Genomic DNA, 17,339 nt, shown 5'->3' with positions numbered 1-17,339 from the left:
TTTAACTCCTACGACTTCTTGCTACCTGTATCGTTAAATCTTCTCCTGAATTCTGTGGTATTGCACTCAGTATTTCTGTCTTCTTCGTTCGCTCTGCTAGCAGTTCCATTAAAACTTCCCTGGCTTGCTCAACACTTACGCTTTGCTCAATAAATTCTCCTATTTTCTCTGGCATTCGTGATAAGTTACATAAACGTATTAATTCAAGAACTTCATTACGATACTTAGTTAAATTATCAGTTTCTAGGTCAGTTGTAGTTTGTTCATTCATAGTAATACTCCTGTTTTTATTAATAGATGAAAGAATTGTAATTCCATCTGCAAGACCTATTTCTATTGCTCTCTCGCCAAAATATAGCCCTGCCTCCGTTGATCGAATCTTTTCAATTGAAAGACCTCTGTTCCTTGCTATTAGCTGCACAAACATTTCATATAGTCGGTCTACTTCTTTTTGTAAGCTTTCCAGACTTTCAGACGTCACTGGCTCATGTGGATTTAAATCATTTTTTCTACTTCCTGCAAATACTGTGGTATATTTTATTCCACATTTCTCATTAAATCCACTTTGATCTATATGACTTGCAATTACCCCTATGCTTCCTACTCCTGAGGTTCTGCTCACAAATACCTTTTCAGCGCTAGAGGCTATAGCGTACGCAGCAGAATATGCATCATCATTTGCTATCGCTATTATCCTCTTTTTTGCTCTTGATTCATAAATAAAGTCAGCTAGGTCAAATATACCGTTTACCTCTCCTCCTGGGCTGTCTATTTCCAGTATAATTGTCTCTATACTACTATCTGCTAATTCTTGCTTTACTTGCGCTTCTATTTGCTCATATGATGTCATCCCGAGCATTTCATCAAATGCACCTGGTTTTTTAGTCAAGATTCCATGTATTGGTATAATTGCTATTCCTCTTTCATTATTCCTTTCAGCATGTTTTAGATTCTTAAAGATAGGTTGTTTTTGATTGTTCAATGACAATAGCTCAAAATTCCTTGGTTCAAGCATTAATGGTTTTCCTAAGAGCATCATAACCCTTTACAATCAGAGTCAAACATTAAGTTGAGACTATTTGCACGCTTTTGATCTTCTGCTATTTCCTGGTCAATTTCTTCTACATCATAACCCATTTCTGATACTACCTCTGCTCGACTCTTAAATCCATTTCTTACTGCCATTTGCTGTGCTTGCTGGTCTTTCAGTGGATCCACCCAATCAAATCCCTGTGGTATCCATTTTACTTCTTCTTTCGCTGCTTTTACTACTTTTTCATCTATACTCAGTTCTCCACAAAGCACTGCTAATTCTAGCCATCTATTCCAAATAGGTCTACAAAACTGGAACACTATCACGTTATGCTGTAACATTGCGCACCTTCTGCGAAACTCTATCAGCCCTGCTCGAATGGATGAATAATTAACGCTTGTTAAATCTCCTGTTAGCTGCTCATATGTTATTCCTGTGCCTATTGCTATTGCCCTCAGTTGCTGTCTCATGAATGCTTCATAACTTCCTCCAACATCTGATGGCTCTGAAAATTTTATGTCCTCTCCTGGGTCTAAAAGCTGCATTGTTCCTGGCTCTAAACCTGATAATGCTACTCCTTGCTCATTCGCTTCGCTTTCTCCTAAAATATTTGCCTCAGGATCAAGTCTTGTAATAAACCCTGCAAACATTGCTGCTGTCTTTTTTCGTACTAATTCTGCATCATCGTATTGATCAAGCTCATAAAGTTTCAGAAGTATACTCGAAAGCCATGGCTCCCCTAATTTGCCCAGGTCTTAGTGGTCTATAGATATGTAAAACATCGTTTGCTGGTACTCTCACTGACTCTCCAAACGAACCTTCTCCTGGATGTCCTCTAAATAAGTAATATGCCTCTCTTTGCCCAAGCTTGTTAAACTCAATCCCATTTCTTATTACATTACCATTTCCTAAAGTTTGATTTGTTTTATTATCTAAATGTTCAGACTCAAGTACTTGCAGTTGTAATGGCACAGAAAATCTATCTTCCAGCTTTCTCGTTCTTAAACGTACAAAACATTCTCCTCCCTCTATCATACTTCTGCATACTAGAGCTTGTAATCCATAAAAATCACTTATTCCACAGCTATCTGCTTCATCTGTCCATTTTAGCCATAACTCTTGCACCTTCTTTCGAAATTCTCCATCTCTTGCTTTTGATTGTGGTTTTATTCCTGTTCCAATAGAGTTACTCACTATTGTATCAATGATATTTGCTGCATACGGATTTTTTCTCACCATGTCACGTGATCGACTACGTAAAGTTTCAAGGTTTTGAGACAGCAAATTGTTTATACTTCCTGACTCTGGTTGAAAGTGAAAAAATCTTCTTCCTGAGCCTGCTGCATCCCATGCAGAACTTTTTGGTTTTGGTTTATTGAATAGTTGCTTGAATGACTTTAATAGCATTACTTTTCCTTATCTGAAATTTTTGATAACTCAGCCTCTAGCTCTTCTATTGTTGGTAGCGCTGTTTTTATCTCCTCTGGTAGGTTTTCAGTTATTCGATATTCAGCAAGGCCTATCGGTTTGGTCATATCTTGCAATGTATACTCAGCAAGCACGTTATTTTTCGATTTACATAGGATTAATCCTATAGACGGTTGATCTGTTGAGTGCTTGAGTAAATTATCTACTGCAGATAAGTAGAAATTCATTTTACCAGCGTATTCTGGTTTAAACTTATTATCTTTCAATTCAATTACTATAAAACAACGTAATTTCAGATGGTAAAACAATAAATCAACAAAGAAGTCTTCATCACCAACATCTAAGTGAAACTGCCTACCAACAAATGCAAATCCTTCACCAAGCTCTAGCAAAAACTTCTCCATGTGCCCTACAAGCCCTTTTTCTACTTCTCTTTCATGAGCATCCTTTCCTATACTTAAAAAATCAAAAATATATGGATCCTTTAATGTGTAATGCGCTAAATCTGATTGAGGCGAAGGCAGCTTCTCTTTAAAATTAGTGATAGCCTTTCCCTGACGTTTATGTAACCCAAGTTCAATCTGCATTACCATGATGTTTCTTGACCAGCCATGTTCAATTGCTTCTTTTATATAAAATAACCTTGTTTCTCTACTCTCTATCTTTTCTAAAAGAGTAACATTGTGGTACCAAGTCAATTGTGCAAGAGGCTCCTGCACAAATTCAATATCAGAATACTCCTCAGCAAACTTACGCATATACTTCAAATTTCTAGGACTAAAACCTTTCATTTCTGGAAATGCACTTCTCAAATCCTTACTCAATTGGTCAATCACTTTGGCTCCCCAGCCATGTTCTTTTTGCCGCTTTAAGATCTCTGTACCAATATGGTGGTAAAGCACAATAAGCTTGCTATTTACTGCTAGTGCTGCTTTATAACGACTAGTAGCAATCTGTTCTTTCAGCTGCTCTAAAAATTCTGTATATTCTTTTGCTATAATTTTTATCATATGGTTCCTTTCAACGATTTTTATCATTATATGATCCCTTTACTCGTTGAAAAAACAATTTTCCTCTTTGGCTTCATACCTGCAACTTTTAACTCAGCCTTAATACGTTGTCTTAAGTTTAGTAAGTCATTTATCTGAACTTCAGCATATCTCACAACATGGTCACCATATGCAATTGATACTACTCGCTCTCCGCTTTGCAGCTTCTTTATTGCTTGTTCAACTTGAAACAAATACTCTTCGTTATACATTTTTCAACCACTTACTCTGTCTTACTTTTTTAGGTTTTTTACTTTCCATTTTCCCACTCAAACTATTCCATTTACTCTCTGGCCATCGATCGATTCCAAGCGCAATAGATGCAGCTCTCGCATAAATTCGGCAATCTAGTACTTCATTTCTTTCTCTTACCTTTTGCCACTCTTGTTTGGTGTATCCTTTTACCACTTTGCTGACTAATTGCTCTGCTGTTAGCTGCTTAAAATATTCAGGTGCATACTCAGGAAAATGACAATATCCTGCTGGAGCTTCTTCACCTTCTTTTAAAACATTAAGTAATTGAAAAAGCTCTGACTTTAATATCGATACTCCCACTGGCCAGAGCTTTATTCCTCTTTTCAGCTTTTGACCACCAACTGTTATATCAACTCTACTTGGGCTGCTAAGTGGTACTAGTGCTTTATTTACACCTTTGACTGCCATTACTCTTCCAGACCCTTGATGACCTCTTATCCAATTGTATACTTCTTGTGTTGCATATCCAGCATCTACTGCCATCATACTTATCATATATTCAAGCCCATTTTCCCCGATAAAATGATGATTGAGTAACTCTGAAAGCTTTCCCCATACTTCCCTACCTCCTGTATCTCCTTCAAATACTCGGTAGTCTATTGACCAATTTTCACGACTTCTTCCCCAGGCTACAACTTCTACTTCTAACCGATCTTTTTGTACATCTACTCCTGCTGTGAGAACTACTTCACCCTTTGGTACTGTGCCAATCTGAAAAAATTCTCTCCTGTTAAATAATTGCTTCCAATCTGGTACTTCTCCTTTATCTACCCAGGTTTCTCCTAGCGTGGTATTTATCCAAACTTTTAGTAATTGTTCACTCTCTTTTGCATGGAGAAAATCCTCTACTGCTTGTTGCCAACTATACCAGCCAACTGGGCTATAAAGACTTGAAAGATGAAATCCTTTTTTCTCACCTTTTACTCTATTAGTAGGTCTCCATTCTCCACGGTCAAGCATCTCTGTCTTTTGATGATTTTCTATTTTGCCACTACATTCAGTGCAGACATAATGTGCTGTTCTTGAGTCGTTGTTTTCCCATTTAATTTGTGGCCATTTTAATACTTGATAGTAATTACAATACGGACATGGTACAAAAAAGTATCTCTTATCTGTTGCTTCAAATTCTTTCTCAATTCTGCTTATTCCATGAATCGTTGGTGTTGATACTAAAAAAATCTTTCGTCGTGCAAAAGTATTAGTTCTGGCAATACTAAGCAGTACTGGATCTCCTTCACCACCTGAATCTCCTGGATAGGCGTCTATTTCATCAAGAAAGAGGTATTTTACTGGCATAGAGCGAAGTCCTACACTGCTATTTGCTCCAGTTATTACTACTATTCCACCTGGAAATTCCTTGCTTTGTACAGTATTGCCTGAATCTCTTGACCTTGGGTCTTTTACTTTACTTTTTAAACATGGCGTACTCTCTATTAACGGTGCAAATCTTCCTTTTGACCAACGCTTTCCCATTTCAACTGTTGGCTGTACTACCAGCATTGGACCTGGTGTTTGATCGATGATATAGCCAATCCAATTGTTGCCAGCTTCTGTTCCCCCAATCTGCGCTCCTTTCATGAATACTACTTTTTCTGCAGGTGAAGATGGAGAAAGTGAATCCATGATTTCTTTTAAATAAGGAGTTCTTTCCGTTCTCCATTTACCAGGTTCTGATGCTGCAGTTGCTGCTAAAACTCGATACTCATTTGCCCACTCTGATACTTTAAGCTCTGGATCTGGTTTTAAACCTTCAGAAAAAGATGTGGCGTATATCATTGTCTGCATCTACTCATAATTGGTTCTATCTGAATATCATTAACAGTAGAACTACACTCCTCCATAAACATCTTTTTCTGAAATTCCTTTTCTATATATCTTTTGCTCATCTCACTTAGCATTATTGCTATAACAAGCGCAAATACTCCTGTTATTGTTGCAAAAATGATCGCACTGCTTATTGTTGTTGCTGTTAAACCTATATATGCTGCCATTGCTACTGCACTTACTGAGGTAAAAACACAGATCACACTATTGTATTTTCTTACTTTTGCATCTCTATGCTCTATACACCTATAATAAATTGGTACAGATCTGCCTATCTCATCTGGTAATTTGATGCTCTTTTCTTTAAATAAAGTTTTTAGCAATTCTAAATTATTTGACTTGATTGCTAAGTGCAGCACAGGTGTATAGTTTGCTCCTTTTTTCAGCAATAACTTTACTACATGTAAATGTCCTTTTTCTGCAGCAAGGTAAATCGGTGATAGACCTTTATTGTTTGAAATATCAATATCAATTTCTTCTTTTAAAATAGACTCTACAAGCTCAACTTCTCCTCTTTGTGCAGCTAAATGGAGTAGACTATTCTTTTCAGAACCGTATTTATTACTTATCAAAGCCTTTTTTATCTCAGGTTTAGCGTAATCAAATGGTGTTTTGCCACTATCGTCTTTTACCAGAGGATCTATATCTTCTCGCGTTAGTAAAACCTCTATTGTTTTAAGTCTTTCAGCATAATGTAGTGGTGTTTTATTTTCGTAATCCTGTAAATTAACTTGAGCATTAGGCTCCTTTATTAAGCATTTGAGAATATCAAGACATAAATCTCTTTCATCGTAATTAGTGTTACTTACAGCTATATGCACTGGTGATAATTTCATTGAATTTTGTCCTACACGTGCGCTATTTACATCTGCTCCTAGCTCCAGTAATAACTTTACTATCTCTAATTTTTTGTTGTTAACTGCATAGTGCATCGGTGTCTGATTTCGTGCATCAAAAACCTCAATTTCAGCATTTCCTTCTCTTATCAAAATCTTTACAACTTCTGCATGTCCAATACCAGCTGCCAAATGTAATGGTGTATGAAATATTGCATTACGCGAATTAACATCGATGCCTCTATTTATTAGGTACCTTACAGCATTTACCTCACCCACCATTGCAGCTAAATGAAGTAAGCTATCTTGTTCTGACCCGTATTTATTATTAATTAGCGCTTTTAATATTTCTGCTTTTTTCCCTTCTTTGAAGAGATGTTTTACCATCATTATCTTCTACAAAAGGATTAATGTTCTTCTTCGTAAGTAGCAGATCCACCATGCTTAAACTCTATAGCGCAATGTAGTGGTGTCTTTCCATTTAATCCTCTAACATTAACATCTAATCCAGGTTGATTAATTAGGCACTTTATTAATTCTAAACTTAAGTGAGCAGACATTTTATATTTAAAATTTAGTGTTAGATAATTCTTCAAGCGAGTTTGTAATCTCTTCAGTTAGCGCCATATGAATCTTTTCAGTGTCACTCAGTGATGCAAGAAGTGCTGACACTCTGTCGGGAATATTCATAAGATTGTTTCTTACCACTCTTGCGGTATTAAATGCATCGCGCTTTACTTCTTCAATTGGTACTAATTCTCCAATTTCAGCTTTAGCTTTGGCTTCTAGTAATTTTCCTCGCTCTATTTCATTTTTAATACGAGTTTTAAGAAGCATGGTGGAAAGTTCATTGCCAGCAACTTCACCTTTTCTCCTAAGTGGCTGACTTGGATCACGAATTGTCATAAGTGCTTCATTTGCTTGTTTTCTATCAATAAGACCATCTTTCAGCTGTACAATACCTTGCTTCACTAAATAACAGACATATTGCTTGGAAAATCCTTGCTCTCTTGCCCATTCTGATTGCGTAATTTTTTCCCCTACCACTTTTTTCCCCCTTTTTATTCTTGTATTATTTCTTCCTTAATTTTTGAAAAAGTCTTTCCATTACCTGCTAAAACTGCATCTTTTCCAGCGTATACTTGCCAACGCTTCACAGTTACATCAACAAATTTAGCATCAAGCTCTATAGTTCTACAGATTCTTCCTGTCTTCTCACATGCAATTAAAGTACTTCCCGAACCACAAAATGGATCAAGTACTATATCTCCTGGTTTGCTGCTGTTTATTATCGCCCTTTCTATCAGCTCTACTGGCTTCATAGTTGGATGTAGAAAATTATGAGCAGGTTTGTCATAAGACCATAAATCACTTTGATTTCTTCCACCATGCCACTGACGTTTATTTCCTTTTCTCCAGCCATAAAGTATTGCTTCGTATTGTCTTTGGTAATCAGCTCTACCTATTGTAAAATGGTTCTTTGCCCAGATAATAAACGTTGAATAATGCCCTCCTGCCTCTCTAAATGCTTTTTGCAGCGTTCCAAGTTCTGACGATGATATAAAGATATAAATTGCTCCTTTGGTATTGGCTAAAACATTAGAACAAACATCAAAAAGAAAGAGTTCATACTTTTCACCTTGATCATCACCGAGTATTTTTCTGTCATTCCTCTCCTGGCTTGCTCCATAGTCAACATTGTAAGGAGGATCACATACGGTAATATCTGCTGTTTTATCGTCCAAGACAGATTTAAATGATTGAGCTAAAGTACTATCTCCACAGTAAACTTTATGATCACCTAAAAGCCATAAATCTCCTGGTTTTGTAACAGTTTCACTATTGTCGTTTAAATCCTCACGCAAATCCTCTTTTTCATCACTTTCATTATCATTAAAAAATCGCTGAATCTTTTCTAACTCAAACCCAGTAAGCTTCAAATCAAAATTTAAGTCTTCTAAATCCTGAAGCTCAAGTTTTAACAGATCATCGTCCCACTTTGCCCAGTTAGCTGACTCATTTGCAAGTATTCTAAACGCTTTAGTTTGAGCTTCAGTTAAATTATCACTTAAGACCACTGGAATACTTTCCATACCAAGTTTTCTTGCTGCTTTAAGTCTTAAATGACCATCAACCACAGTTCCATCGCTTTTTGCAACTATTGGTATACGAAAGCCGAATTCCCTGATTGAAGCACACATTCTATTTACTACGTCATCATTTTTACGAGGATTACGCTTATATTCGACGAGGTTTTCAACAGGATAATAGTGGATTGCTAAATTCATATAATTGCTATACTAATTAAAAAGTTAATATTTAAAATATCTCTGACGCTAAAGAAGGCCTGGGGTCGAACCCACCAAACCCGCCAGTATGGCCGAAAGGACCCACTTTTTATGGATTTTTCGTCTTGTTAATATCTTTACTAATATAGAACATTAATGCCAAAGCATCGGCCTCATTATCATCTCTAGGTGAAAAACTTTTTTCACGTATCGCTTCAATAACTTCACTCTTACTTGCATTGCCTTTGCCTGTGATAAAGCGTTTTATAGTCTTAACAGGAACGCTCTGATAGGGAATATGATTCTCTTCACACCAAGCAGATAAATGGGCCAAGAAACCTCCGTAGCAATGAGCTGCATCAGTTCCTAGATGTCTTCTCACTTCTTCAAAATACACTGCAGTGAACTCATGTTTCAAAGAATTAAGCCAATTACGAAAATTCAAGAAGCACATGCCACCTCCGCTAAAACGGCTACCATGAAAACTTTTGCTTCCACTTTCAATTACTCCATCTGTTAGAATTGCCCAGCCCGTTTGTTTGCCGAGGTCGAGTGTTAGGATTGACATTTATATTCAGAATTTGTTTCGCTAGAGTGCTATATAATATATATTTAGGATTTGAAAAATTTTTGTCCAAAAAATCTTCTTCTTAAGCAAACTTTTTAGAAAAAACTTGGTTAAAAATCAGTAAACAGCCCTTGCATAATTATTGGTCAAGACTTTCAAATTTCTATCTTAACTATTTAAATAGTCTATTATGTTATTATGGTGTGGTTAGTTTCTTATGAACATTTATCCAAATCGTAAATTTTGGGAAGATGATTTAGAAGTCCCTGTTAACCATTTGCTTGATCGTTTTCACAATACAAAAACACGTCAGTCTTGGATAGATTCACTTTCTGGTAAGCAATTAAATATTATTTTTCAAAACTCCTTTAAAGATAAATTAAATGCTCAACTCTTTGATGATGAAAGTTGCGATAATACATCTGTACAATACAAACGTAAAGTGATTGCTAATTATTCCGATTCTATCGTTACCTACTACTTGATTACCTGTTTTGACCGTGCAAAACTAGAAGTTACTGTCAGTGAAATTGCAAGATCTGCATTAACTACAGAACTCATGAAATCCTACCTTGTAAAAAATAATAATAAATATGATAAGAAGTCTTTGCTGTTTCTACTGTTTCATGCAGATTACAATCTTTTAAAGTCTGTCTATCACTTTGAAAAAATACAAAGAAAGAGTTTCATGTCTTTTGCCTTACAAAAAATACCAAGACGACCAAATACTCCATTTAAGGACTTTATCTCAGAGGAAATCATACAACAAATACTGAAAGAAGATAACATTAAGAGAAATGACAGTTTCGAGAATCAACTACAAGGTTTCTTCTATCATCAGAATCGTTTATATGTGTTAATACGCAAAGCTAGCGATATAGATTTGTTGTTAAATTCAAACAAAGTCATTCATGGCCATAAGGCAGAGTGGATGATTTTGGATTTTCTACTAAATGGCACTCAGGTAGATCTTGGTGCTAGAAATATTGATCAAGCTATAGAAATAGCAAATAGCATTGCAAGTTGTTACTTTGGTTGCGAATGTATTTTTGTAGATGTGCAGGATAAAAACTTCGCGGAACAGGTGCATAAATTTATAGAAACTTGTATTAATGAATCTGATTCAAATATTCGTGTTTTTGAGTTAAAGTTTCAGTCAAATCGTTTCAATTACAGCTATACTAATATCACTTTGACTGTTGCTCCATATGATCCTATTGCACCGGAATTGCATGTTTTAAAGCCATTTGTAGGAGACATAGTGCCGTTTATAGAGTCGATTAAAGTAATATTTCAAGGCAAAAAGATAGGCTTATTTGTAATAGTTCAGACTTAATCTGACAGGCAAATAAAGTAAGATAAAAATATAAACAAGTTTTAAAGGAGTGTCAGATATGAGTACAACACAAGAAAAAATACTAAAACCAAAGTTGGGATTGCTAGAACTTGCAAAGCAATTAGGAAATGTATCACAGGCGTGTAAAGTAATGAAGGGATACATTTTACCGCTTCAAAGAACTGTATGAAACAGGAGGGGAAGAAGCTTTATACGAGATAAGCAAAAGCAAGCCATTGTATGCAAATAGAGTGTCGGAGGATATAGAAAAAGCAGTAATTGAAATAGCAATAGAATTTCCAGCATACGGACAAGAAAGAGCAGCAAACGAACTGAAAAAGAGAGATCTCCGCAAGTGGAATAAGATCAGTGTGGCAAAGAAACGATCTTGAAAATTTTAAAAAGAGGTTAAAGGCATTAGAAGCAAAAGTAGCTCAGGATGGTATCATTTTAACAGAAGAACAGATAACAGCTCTAGAAAAGGCTAAGGAAGAAAAAGAGGCCCATGGAGAAATTGAAACAGAGCATCCAGGATACTTAGGTAGCCAAGACAGTTATTATGTTGGTAATATCAAAGGTATTGGACCAGCAAACCTTTGTTGATACCTATTCCAGAGTTGCTTTTGCTAACGGAAAGAACTGCTATTACAGCTGCTGATCTTCTTAATGATAGAGTAGTACCGTTCTTTGATGAACAGAAAGTATCATTGCTACGTGTTTTGACGGATCGTGGTACAGAGTATTGTGGCAGACCTGAAAATCAAGCTTACCAGCTATATTTAGGGGTAGAAAATATTGATCATTCTCGAACCAAAGCTCGTTCTCCACAGACTAATGGCATATGTGAAAGGTTCCACAGAAGATGAATGTTACAATATTATTTTTAGAAAGAAAATTTACACCTCTTTGGCAGAACTTCAGTTAGATGTAGACCATTGGGTGCATTCTTACAATAGATCTAGACCGCATTCGGGTAAATATTGCTATGGTAAGACTCCTATGCAAACCTTTTTTGATAGTATGCATATTGCTTATCAGAAAAATATTGATAGCATTAAACAGGATGCTGATTTTGGTTTTGACTCTGTCAATTCTTCTGTCAGATAATTCATGCCTGTCAGATCAAGTCTAAACTATTACATCTTTCACTCTTCTTATTGACAGTTTACATGATAATGAAAAGGCAAACCAGATACTGGATTTATTATTACCAAAATTAACATCTCATGTTCAGGAAGGAAAAGAAAGTGTAAATCTTACAATAAAAAAAGCTGTTGAGCGTGGCAATTTAAAGGTATTCAACGCGCTGAAAAATGCAGGAGCTAACTTTAATATAGAAGCGTACGAAGGATGTTCTCTATTAAAGTGGGCTCAAGATCATAAGCAATATGTTAGTAATCCAGAAGACATGAACAAGATAATAGAGCATCTAGCCAATCTTTCAAAATTTGCTAGCAGAGGAGGAACATCAGAAGAGATACCTCAAGAAACGTTAGCAGATGCTAAATCTTCTATTAGCAGAGAAGCCTCAGAAAAGAGCGATGCAACCTTCTGGAGTAAACACAAAGGAAAAATAGCTCTAAGCATTGTTACACTATTTGCAGCTGGTGCTTTTACAGCATTTATGTTCGATTTACCTATAGTTGCATTAGTTTTAGTAGCTTCAGCAGCATTTACATTAATGGCTATTGGTATTGACAAAATTTGTGAAAATAGCCCAACTACAAAAATTGATGATCCATCTGCTGCTTCAGATAGGACACTAAATCAGGCTGTTTAATTAATAATTCATAGTCACACCTCAGCAACGCTCTGCTGGGGTCTGGCTATGGAAATTCCAGAGTAAAAATGCCACAATCATGTTATATCATAAACTTTTGTTGAAGCTTTTTTTACTTGAAAATAGTATTAGAATGAGCCTACCCACCTTTATAGATTAAAGCAAATATTTGTCTAAAAATAAATTAGAGGTAAAGAGTTCAAAAGGGTTGTTAATTAAATACTATTTTTTGAATGATTTTACTAATACCAGTATAGCTAAGTTTGGATTATCTACATTGTGTAACAGTTCAAACTTGATCATTTGAAAAGCCTTTCTATCTTTATTACTGAGTTAAAATACTCTATCTATACAACAAAATCTTCCAGATTAGTGTCTATAGCGTATTGGTTAGTATACTTAATATTTTTACTTTTAATATCTTATTTTTGTGCTAAAATTAGTTTTTAATCTTAAAAAATTAATACCTAATCTAAAAGGAGAGTACTATGAGTGAAGTGTTACAAGAAATACTGAAAAAGATTAATGATGATGACAAGGTAGGCTCATCTAACATAATTGAAAAAATAAAAAGTGAGCTGCAGCAACATAATGTTGATATGTATAATGAATGGAAAGACAATGGGTTCGATATAAACGCTAATTCGTTTGATGGAAGTAACTTACTATGTTTAGTATCTGGAAGTGGCTATATAGAGTTAGCAAAACTTCTTATAGAGAAGGGAGCAAATGTTAATGCACAAGATAATGAAGGAAAGACTCCTTTGCATCTTGCTGTTTCTAGCTCAAATCTAGATATTATAGGTGTACCAATTTTTATAAGAAGACTGATAGATGGAGAAGATGAAAATGTTAATTTGCAAGATAATATAGTAGAAATACTAATAGAAAAAGGGGCAAATATTAATATACAAGATAACGAAGGAAAGACTCCTTTGCATCTTGCTGTTTCTAACTCAAGTCTAGGTGCTGAGGGTATAGCAATTGTAGTAGAAACACTGATAGGAAGAGACGCAAAAGTGGATATACAGGATAATGAAGGAAAGACTCCTTTGCATCTTGCTGTGTCTAACTCAGATCTTCCTAACATATTTGCAGCACTAAGTCTAATAATAAGAGGTGCAAATGTTAATATACAAGATCATGAAGGAAGGACTCCTTTGCATCTTGCTGTTTCTAACTCGGAGTTTCCTAATTTAGAAGTAATACGTAGTCTAATAAAAAAAGGGGCAAATGTTAATACAAAAGATAATGAAGGAAGGACTCCTTTGGATTATGCTATTTCTAGTGAAAAAGAAGAACTAATAAAAATTCTTACAGAAAAAACTCTTTTATCTGATGAAGGACAGATATCCCTAGAGCAAGAAGCAGAGATCAGTCTAGAGGATCAATATGAAGATACTTCTCCGTACTACTTTTCTTCTGACGAATATAGAGAAGTTCCATTAGAAAGTGCAGCTGCATTGATTTAATTATGAGAAGATAAAAATGAAAAAATTGCTTACTTTACTGATCTGCTGTTCTTTGTCAACACCATCTTTTGGAATTGATAGGTTTATTAGGGATAGGATCTACACTTCCTTTTCAGGGGGAGTTGGTGCTAATATTGATCTTGGCTATCATTATACAGATAGCGTTAAAATTTCAGTTGGCCCTATAGTCAAACCTATTTTTGCTGGAGGCATTTTTGTAGATCTGGGGCTTATGACAAAACTTCATTATCATTATAAATTTGAAAGCACGGGTATTACTCCATATATTACTGCCGGTGTTGGTATAGCTTATCAGATCGAGCGTCCTAAATGTAAGAACAAGAACCCTAGGATAGAGGATGGAAATTTCCTTGACTTGATACATAATCTATTAAAACAAACTTTCGAATGTTCAGCCAATAATAAAACTTTTTCTTATCAAATAGGTGGTGGTATTAATCTTCCACTTTCTGAAAGAACGAGTGTTTTTGAAGGCTACAAACTTCAAAAGCTTCATGAAATTTCCCATGGAGTTGAATTGGGAGTAAGTTTTAATTTGTAATATCAAGTCTCGTTAGTAATGAAATTCATGAAAAAGAGTGGGAGTGTTAAATAAACTGTGTCAAACCGAATTTTCAGCTCAACTCAATTTTCAATCTACCAGGAAAGAAAATGTCGAGCTGGGACATAGTTAATGCCCAATCACGTACAGGCATCGTCCACTTTTCTTCCACCTTTTTTATAGCACAATATACCAGCTTGTACAAGGCATTTATGCTGGTAAATGAGCCTTTGGTCTTGGTGAATTTCCTAATTTGCCTGTGTAATCCCTCTATGGGGTTAGTGGTGTAAATCACTCTCCTCACTGGATCAGAATATTTGAAATAACTAGACAAATTTTCCCAGTTATTCTGCCACGATTTTATAACCATAGGGTACTTTGCACCCCATTTTTCATCTAGTTCTAGTAGATAATTCTCAGCAATTTCCTTGCTTGGTGCTTGATATACCTTCTTCAAATCACTTAAAAAGCTCTTTGTATCTTTGCTAGCCACATACTTCAATGAATTGCGTATCTGATGCACTATACATAATTGTACTTCTGTATTATGAAAGACGCTGTTTATAGCTGTAGGAAAGCTTTTGAGACCATCTACACAAGCTATCAGAATATCCTCTACTCCTCTTTCTTTAAGATCGTTTAGCACTCCCAACCAAAAATTAGCTCCCTCACTTTCAGCTAAATAAAAGCCTAGTACTTCTTTTCTGCCATTTTGCTAATATATTATACATGCACTTGCTTACACAGCGTCCATCCTCTTTTACTTTAAAGAACATTCCATCCATAAAAACTATCGGATACACTGCCTGTAAAGGACGACTACGCCATTCGTTGATAACTGGCAATAATTTATCAGTAATACTGGATATTTCAGCAACAGATATCTTATTGTCATAAATTTCTTCGACGTGTGACATTATGTCTCTATATCCCATACCGCTAGCAAACATGCTCAAGATCTTTGTTTCAAGTTCAGAATGCAGGCTTGTTTGTCTTTTTTTGACTATTTGTGGCTCAAAACTTCCTTCTCTATCTCTTGGTGTTAGCAGTTCGAATGATCCGGAACTTGTTCGTAAAGTCTTTGAGTTTTTGCCGTTTCTGCGATTGTTTTCTTCGTTCCTATTATTTGATAGATGGCTCTCCATTTCACCTTCTAAACTTGCCTCTAGCAGCTTCTTTATCAATGGTGTTAGCGCTCCATCTCTTCCGGTAAGTGGCCTACCTTCTCTTATAGATGACAGGATATTTGACTCTAACTCTTGATAATTTACTAACCCAACATAGTTATTTGCTATTTTTTCACTCATGTGTAAAACCTCCGCTTTTATATTAACTAAAATACATCATTTCTCGGTTTGACACAGTTTATTTAACACTCCCCTTTAGACTCAAAAAAACATTTGGATTTAGTTTTAAGAATAAATCTGAGATAAACCGCTCTTAAGAGATGCTCTTAAAATGCTACTTGATTAACAAATTTTCTGATATCGGTATGCCTATTTTCGAACTTATCTCATAAATCTCTTCCATCACTCCTCCTCATTCCTTGCCATTCAACAAAGCCACCCACCTTGAAAACTTCAGAAAAACTTACTTGTCGCTTTTAACCTGCTTAAATTTCCAAAACCAATCTATTTGGATCTTCTATGTAATTTTTGATTTTCACAAGGAAAGTAACTGCTCCTTTGCCATCAACTATTCTGTGATCGTAAGAGAGGGCAATGTACATCATAGGTCTGATTTCAATTGAGCTACTCACAGCAACTGGTCTATTTTGTATTGAGTGCATGCCAAGTATTCCAGATTGCGGAGGGTTTATTATCGGAGTAGAAAGAAGTGAACCATACACACCACCGTTTGAGATAGTAAATGTTGCACCTTCCATTTCCGATACTTGCAGCTTACCTTCTCGTGCTTTTTTGCCAAGAGCAACTAAAGTTAGTTCAATTTCAGCAAATGACATTTGATCAGCATCACGAATAACTGGTACAACAAGACCTTTGTCAGTGCCAACAGCAACACCTATGTCATAGTAATTTTTATATACAATTTCATCACCTGAAATCTCAGCGTTAATCTCACGAATTTCTTTTAGTGCTTGCACTGCTGCCTTTATAAAAAACGACATGAAACCCAGTTTTATTCCATATTTCTTTTCAAAAGTTTCTTTATACTTTGCCCTCAGATCCATGACATTTTTCATGTCAATTTCATTGAACGTGGTCAGTATTGCAGCAGTATTTTGCGATGCTTTCAAACGAGCAGCAATGACTTGCCTTATTTTGCTCATTTTCACTCGTTCTTCTCTTCTCTCTCCACTTGCTACACTTTTTGGCGATTCATATTGTTTTACCGCAGGTTGTTCAGCTTTACTCATATGGTCTATCACATCTGCTTTGGTTACTCTGCCTCCCATGCCAGTTCCTTTTATACTTTCTGCACTGATTGCATTTTCTTCCATAATTTTACGAGCTGAAGGGGCATCTTTTTTATCAGCGCTTTCGCCTTTATCTTCTTTTTTCACTTCTTCTTTTACTTCTCCTACAGCAAGTTTTGCCAGTAATTGATCAGGGCTGATTACATCATCTTCTTTCACAAAAAATTCGGTTATTTGTCCTGAAGCTTCTGCAGTTAGTTCTAGCGCCGTTTTATCAGTTTCAATTTCAAAGATCAAGTCATCTACTTTTATTGCTTCACCGATATTTTTCTTTATTTTTACTATACCTTCCGTAACCGATTCACCACCAAGAGTTTTTGGTGCTCTGACTTCTATAATTTTGCTCATAAAACAACTTCTTTATAAAACTTTCTATAAATTTATACATGAAAAGAAACATAAATAAACTAATAAATTCATTAGGCCTTTTATCATAATGCTTGATTATTTCTTTTTATATATTTAAAATTA

12 protein-coding genes and 5 pseudogenes are annotated in these 17,339 nt (G+C 35.6%); 6 read left to right on the top strand and 11 right to left on the bottom strand.

The window, feature by feature from the left end:
• Nucleotide 1: 1 nt before the first annotated feature.
• From OPR30_RS03800 to OPR30_RS03760, 9 genes and pseudogenes are all read right to left on the bottom strand, one after another.
• Nucleotides 2-1,036 (bottom strand): S49 family peptidase, encoded by a 1,035-nt coding sequence (locus OPR30_RS03800; protein WP_265030429.1) that lies wholly within the window; start codon nucleotides 1,034-1,036, stop codon nucleotides 2-4.
• Nucleotides 1,036-2,440: pseudogene (locus OPR30_RS03795) on the bottom strand (phage portal protein). The gene OPR30_RS03800 and the pseudogene OPR30_RS03795 overlap by 1 nt, the downstream one beginning before the upstream one ends.
• The gene (locus tag OPR30_RS03790; protein ID WP_265031119.1) at nucleotides 2,440-3,471 is read right to left on the bottom strand and encodes a PDDEXK nuclease domain-containing protein; all 1,032 of its coding nucleotides are present in this window, start codon (nucleotides 3,469-3,471) and stop codon (nucleotides 2,440-2,442) included. Before OPR30_RS03790 ends, OPR30_RS03795 begins: the two are co-directional and overlap by 1 nt.
• Nucleotides 3,472-3,497: 26 nt before the next feature.
• Complete coding sequence (locus OPR30_RS03785) at nucleotides 3,498-3,722, bottom strand: gpW family protein (protein WP_265030428.1); 225 nt, start codon at nucleotides 3,720-3,722, stop codon at nucleotides 3,498-3,500.
• Nucleotides 3,715-5,541, bottom strand: coding sequence for a phage terminase large subunit family protein (locus tag OPR30_RS03780; protein WP_265030427.1), 1,827 nt, complete (start codon nucleotides 5,539-5,541; stop codon nucleotides 3,715-3,717). Before OPR30_RS03780 ends, OPR30_RS03785 begins: the two co-directional genes overlap by 8 nt.
• Nucleotides 5,538-6,985: pseudogene (locus OPR30_RS03775) on the bottom strand (ankyrin repeat domain-containing protein). Before OPR30_RS03775 ends, OPR30_RS03780 begins: the two are co-directional and overlap by 4 nt.
• 7 nt (nucleotides 6,986-6,992) lie before the next feature.
• Nucleotides 6,993-7,472, bottom strand: coding sequence for a hypothetical protein (locus OPR30_RS03770; protein ID WP_265030426.1), 480 nt, complete (start codon nucleotides 7,470-7,472; stop codon nucleotides 6,993-6,995).
• Nucleotides 7,473-7,486: 14 nt separating this feature from the next.
• Nucleotides 7,487-8,713 (bottom strand): DNA modification methylase, encoded by a 1,227-nt coding sequence (locus tag OPR30_RS03765; RefSeq protein WP_265030425.1) that lies wholly within the window; start codon nucleotides 8,711-8,713, stop codon nucleotides 7,487-7,489.
• A 109-nt stretch (nucleotides 8,714-8,822) separates the two neighbouring features.
• Nucleotides 8,823-9,281, bottom strand: a complete 459-nt coding sequence (locus OPR30_RS03760) for a crossover junction endodeoxyribonuclease RuvC (RefSeq protein ID WP_265030424.1) — start codon at nucleotides 9,279-9,281, stop codon at nucleotides 8,823-8,825.
• Nucleotides 9,282-9,498: 217 nt separating this feature from the next.
• Between OPR30_RS03760 and OPR30_RS03755 the strand changes: the two genes are divergently transcribed.
• From OPR30_RS03755 to OPR30_RS03735, 5 genes and pseudogenes are all read left to right on the top strand, one after another.
• Entirely contained in the window at nucleotides 9,499-10,617 is a 1,119-nt protein-coding gene (locus OPR30_RS03755; RefSeq protein ID WP_265030423.1) for a hypothetical protein, read from the top strand.
• 58 nt (nucleotides 10,618-10,675) lie between these two features.
• A pseudogene (locus OPR30_RS03750) lies at nucleotides 10,676-11,724 on the top strand (IS481 family transposase).
• 301 nt (nucleotides 11,725-12,025) lie between these two features.
• On the top strand, nucleotides 12,026-12,397 hold the full coding sequence (locus OPR30_RS03745; RefSeq protein ID WP_265030422.1) for a hypothetical protein: 372 nt from the start codon (nucleotides 12,026-12,028) through the stop codon (nucleotides 12,395-12,397).
• A gap of 488 nt (nucleotides 12,398-12,885) precedes the next feature.
• Nucleotides 12,886-13,869: an ankyrin repeat domain-containing protein gene (locus OPR30_RS03740; RefSeq protein WP_265030421.1), complete on the top strand. Its 984-nt coding sequence runs from the start codon at nucleotides 12,886-12,888 to the stop codon at nucleotides 13,867-13,869.
• A 16-nt stretch (nucleotides 13,870-13,885) separates the two neighbouring features.
• Nucleotides 13,886-14,431, top strand: coding sequence for a hypothetical protein (locus OPR30_RS03735; RefSeq protein WP_265030420.1), 546 nt, complete (start codon nucleotides 13,886-13,888; stop codon nucleotides 14,429-14,431).
• Between the two features lie 73 nt (nucleotides 14,432-14,504).
• Here OPR30_RS03735 and OPR30_RS03730 read toward each other — a convergent pair.
• Nucleotides 14,505-15,738 (bottom strand): annotated as a pseudogene (locus tag OPR30_RS03730) (IS256 family transposase).
• A 77-nt stretch (nucleotides 15,739-15,815) separates the two neighbouring features.
• Between OPR30_RS03730 and OPR30_RS06415 the strand changes: the two are divergent.
• Nucleotides 15,816-15,950 (top strand): annotated as a pseudogene (locus tag OPR30_RS06415) (IS5 family transposase); the annotation flags it as partial.
• 93 nt (nucleotides 15,951-16,043) lie between these two features.
• On the opposite strand, the gene odhB reads toward OPR30_RS06415, so the two are convergent.
• Nucleotides 16,044-17,216: a 2-oxoglutarate dehydrogenase complex dihydrolipoyllysine-residue succinyltransferase gene (gene odhB / locus OPR30_RS03725; RefSeq protein WP_265030419.1), complete on the bottom strand. Its 1,173-nt coding sequence runs from the start codon at nucleotides 17,214-17,216 to the stop codon at nucleotides 16,044-16,046.
• Nucleotides 17,217-17,339 lie beyond the last annotated feature (123 nt).

Source organism: Wolbachia endosymbiont (group B) of Athalia cordata (assembly GCF_947251845.1).
Lineage (GTDB): Bacteria > Pseudomonadota > Alphaproteobacteria > Rickettsiales > Anaplasmataceae > Wolbachia.
The sequence above is the reverse complement of the archived record's forward strand: the minus strand, read 5'-3'. Positions and strand labels throughout refer to the sequence as shown.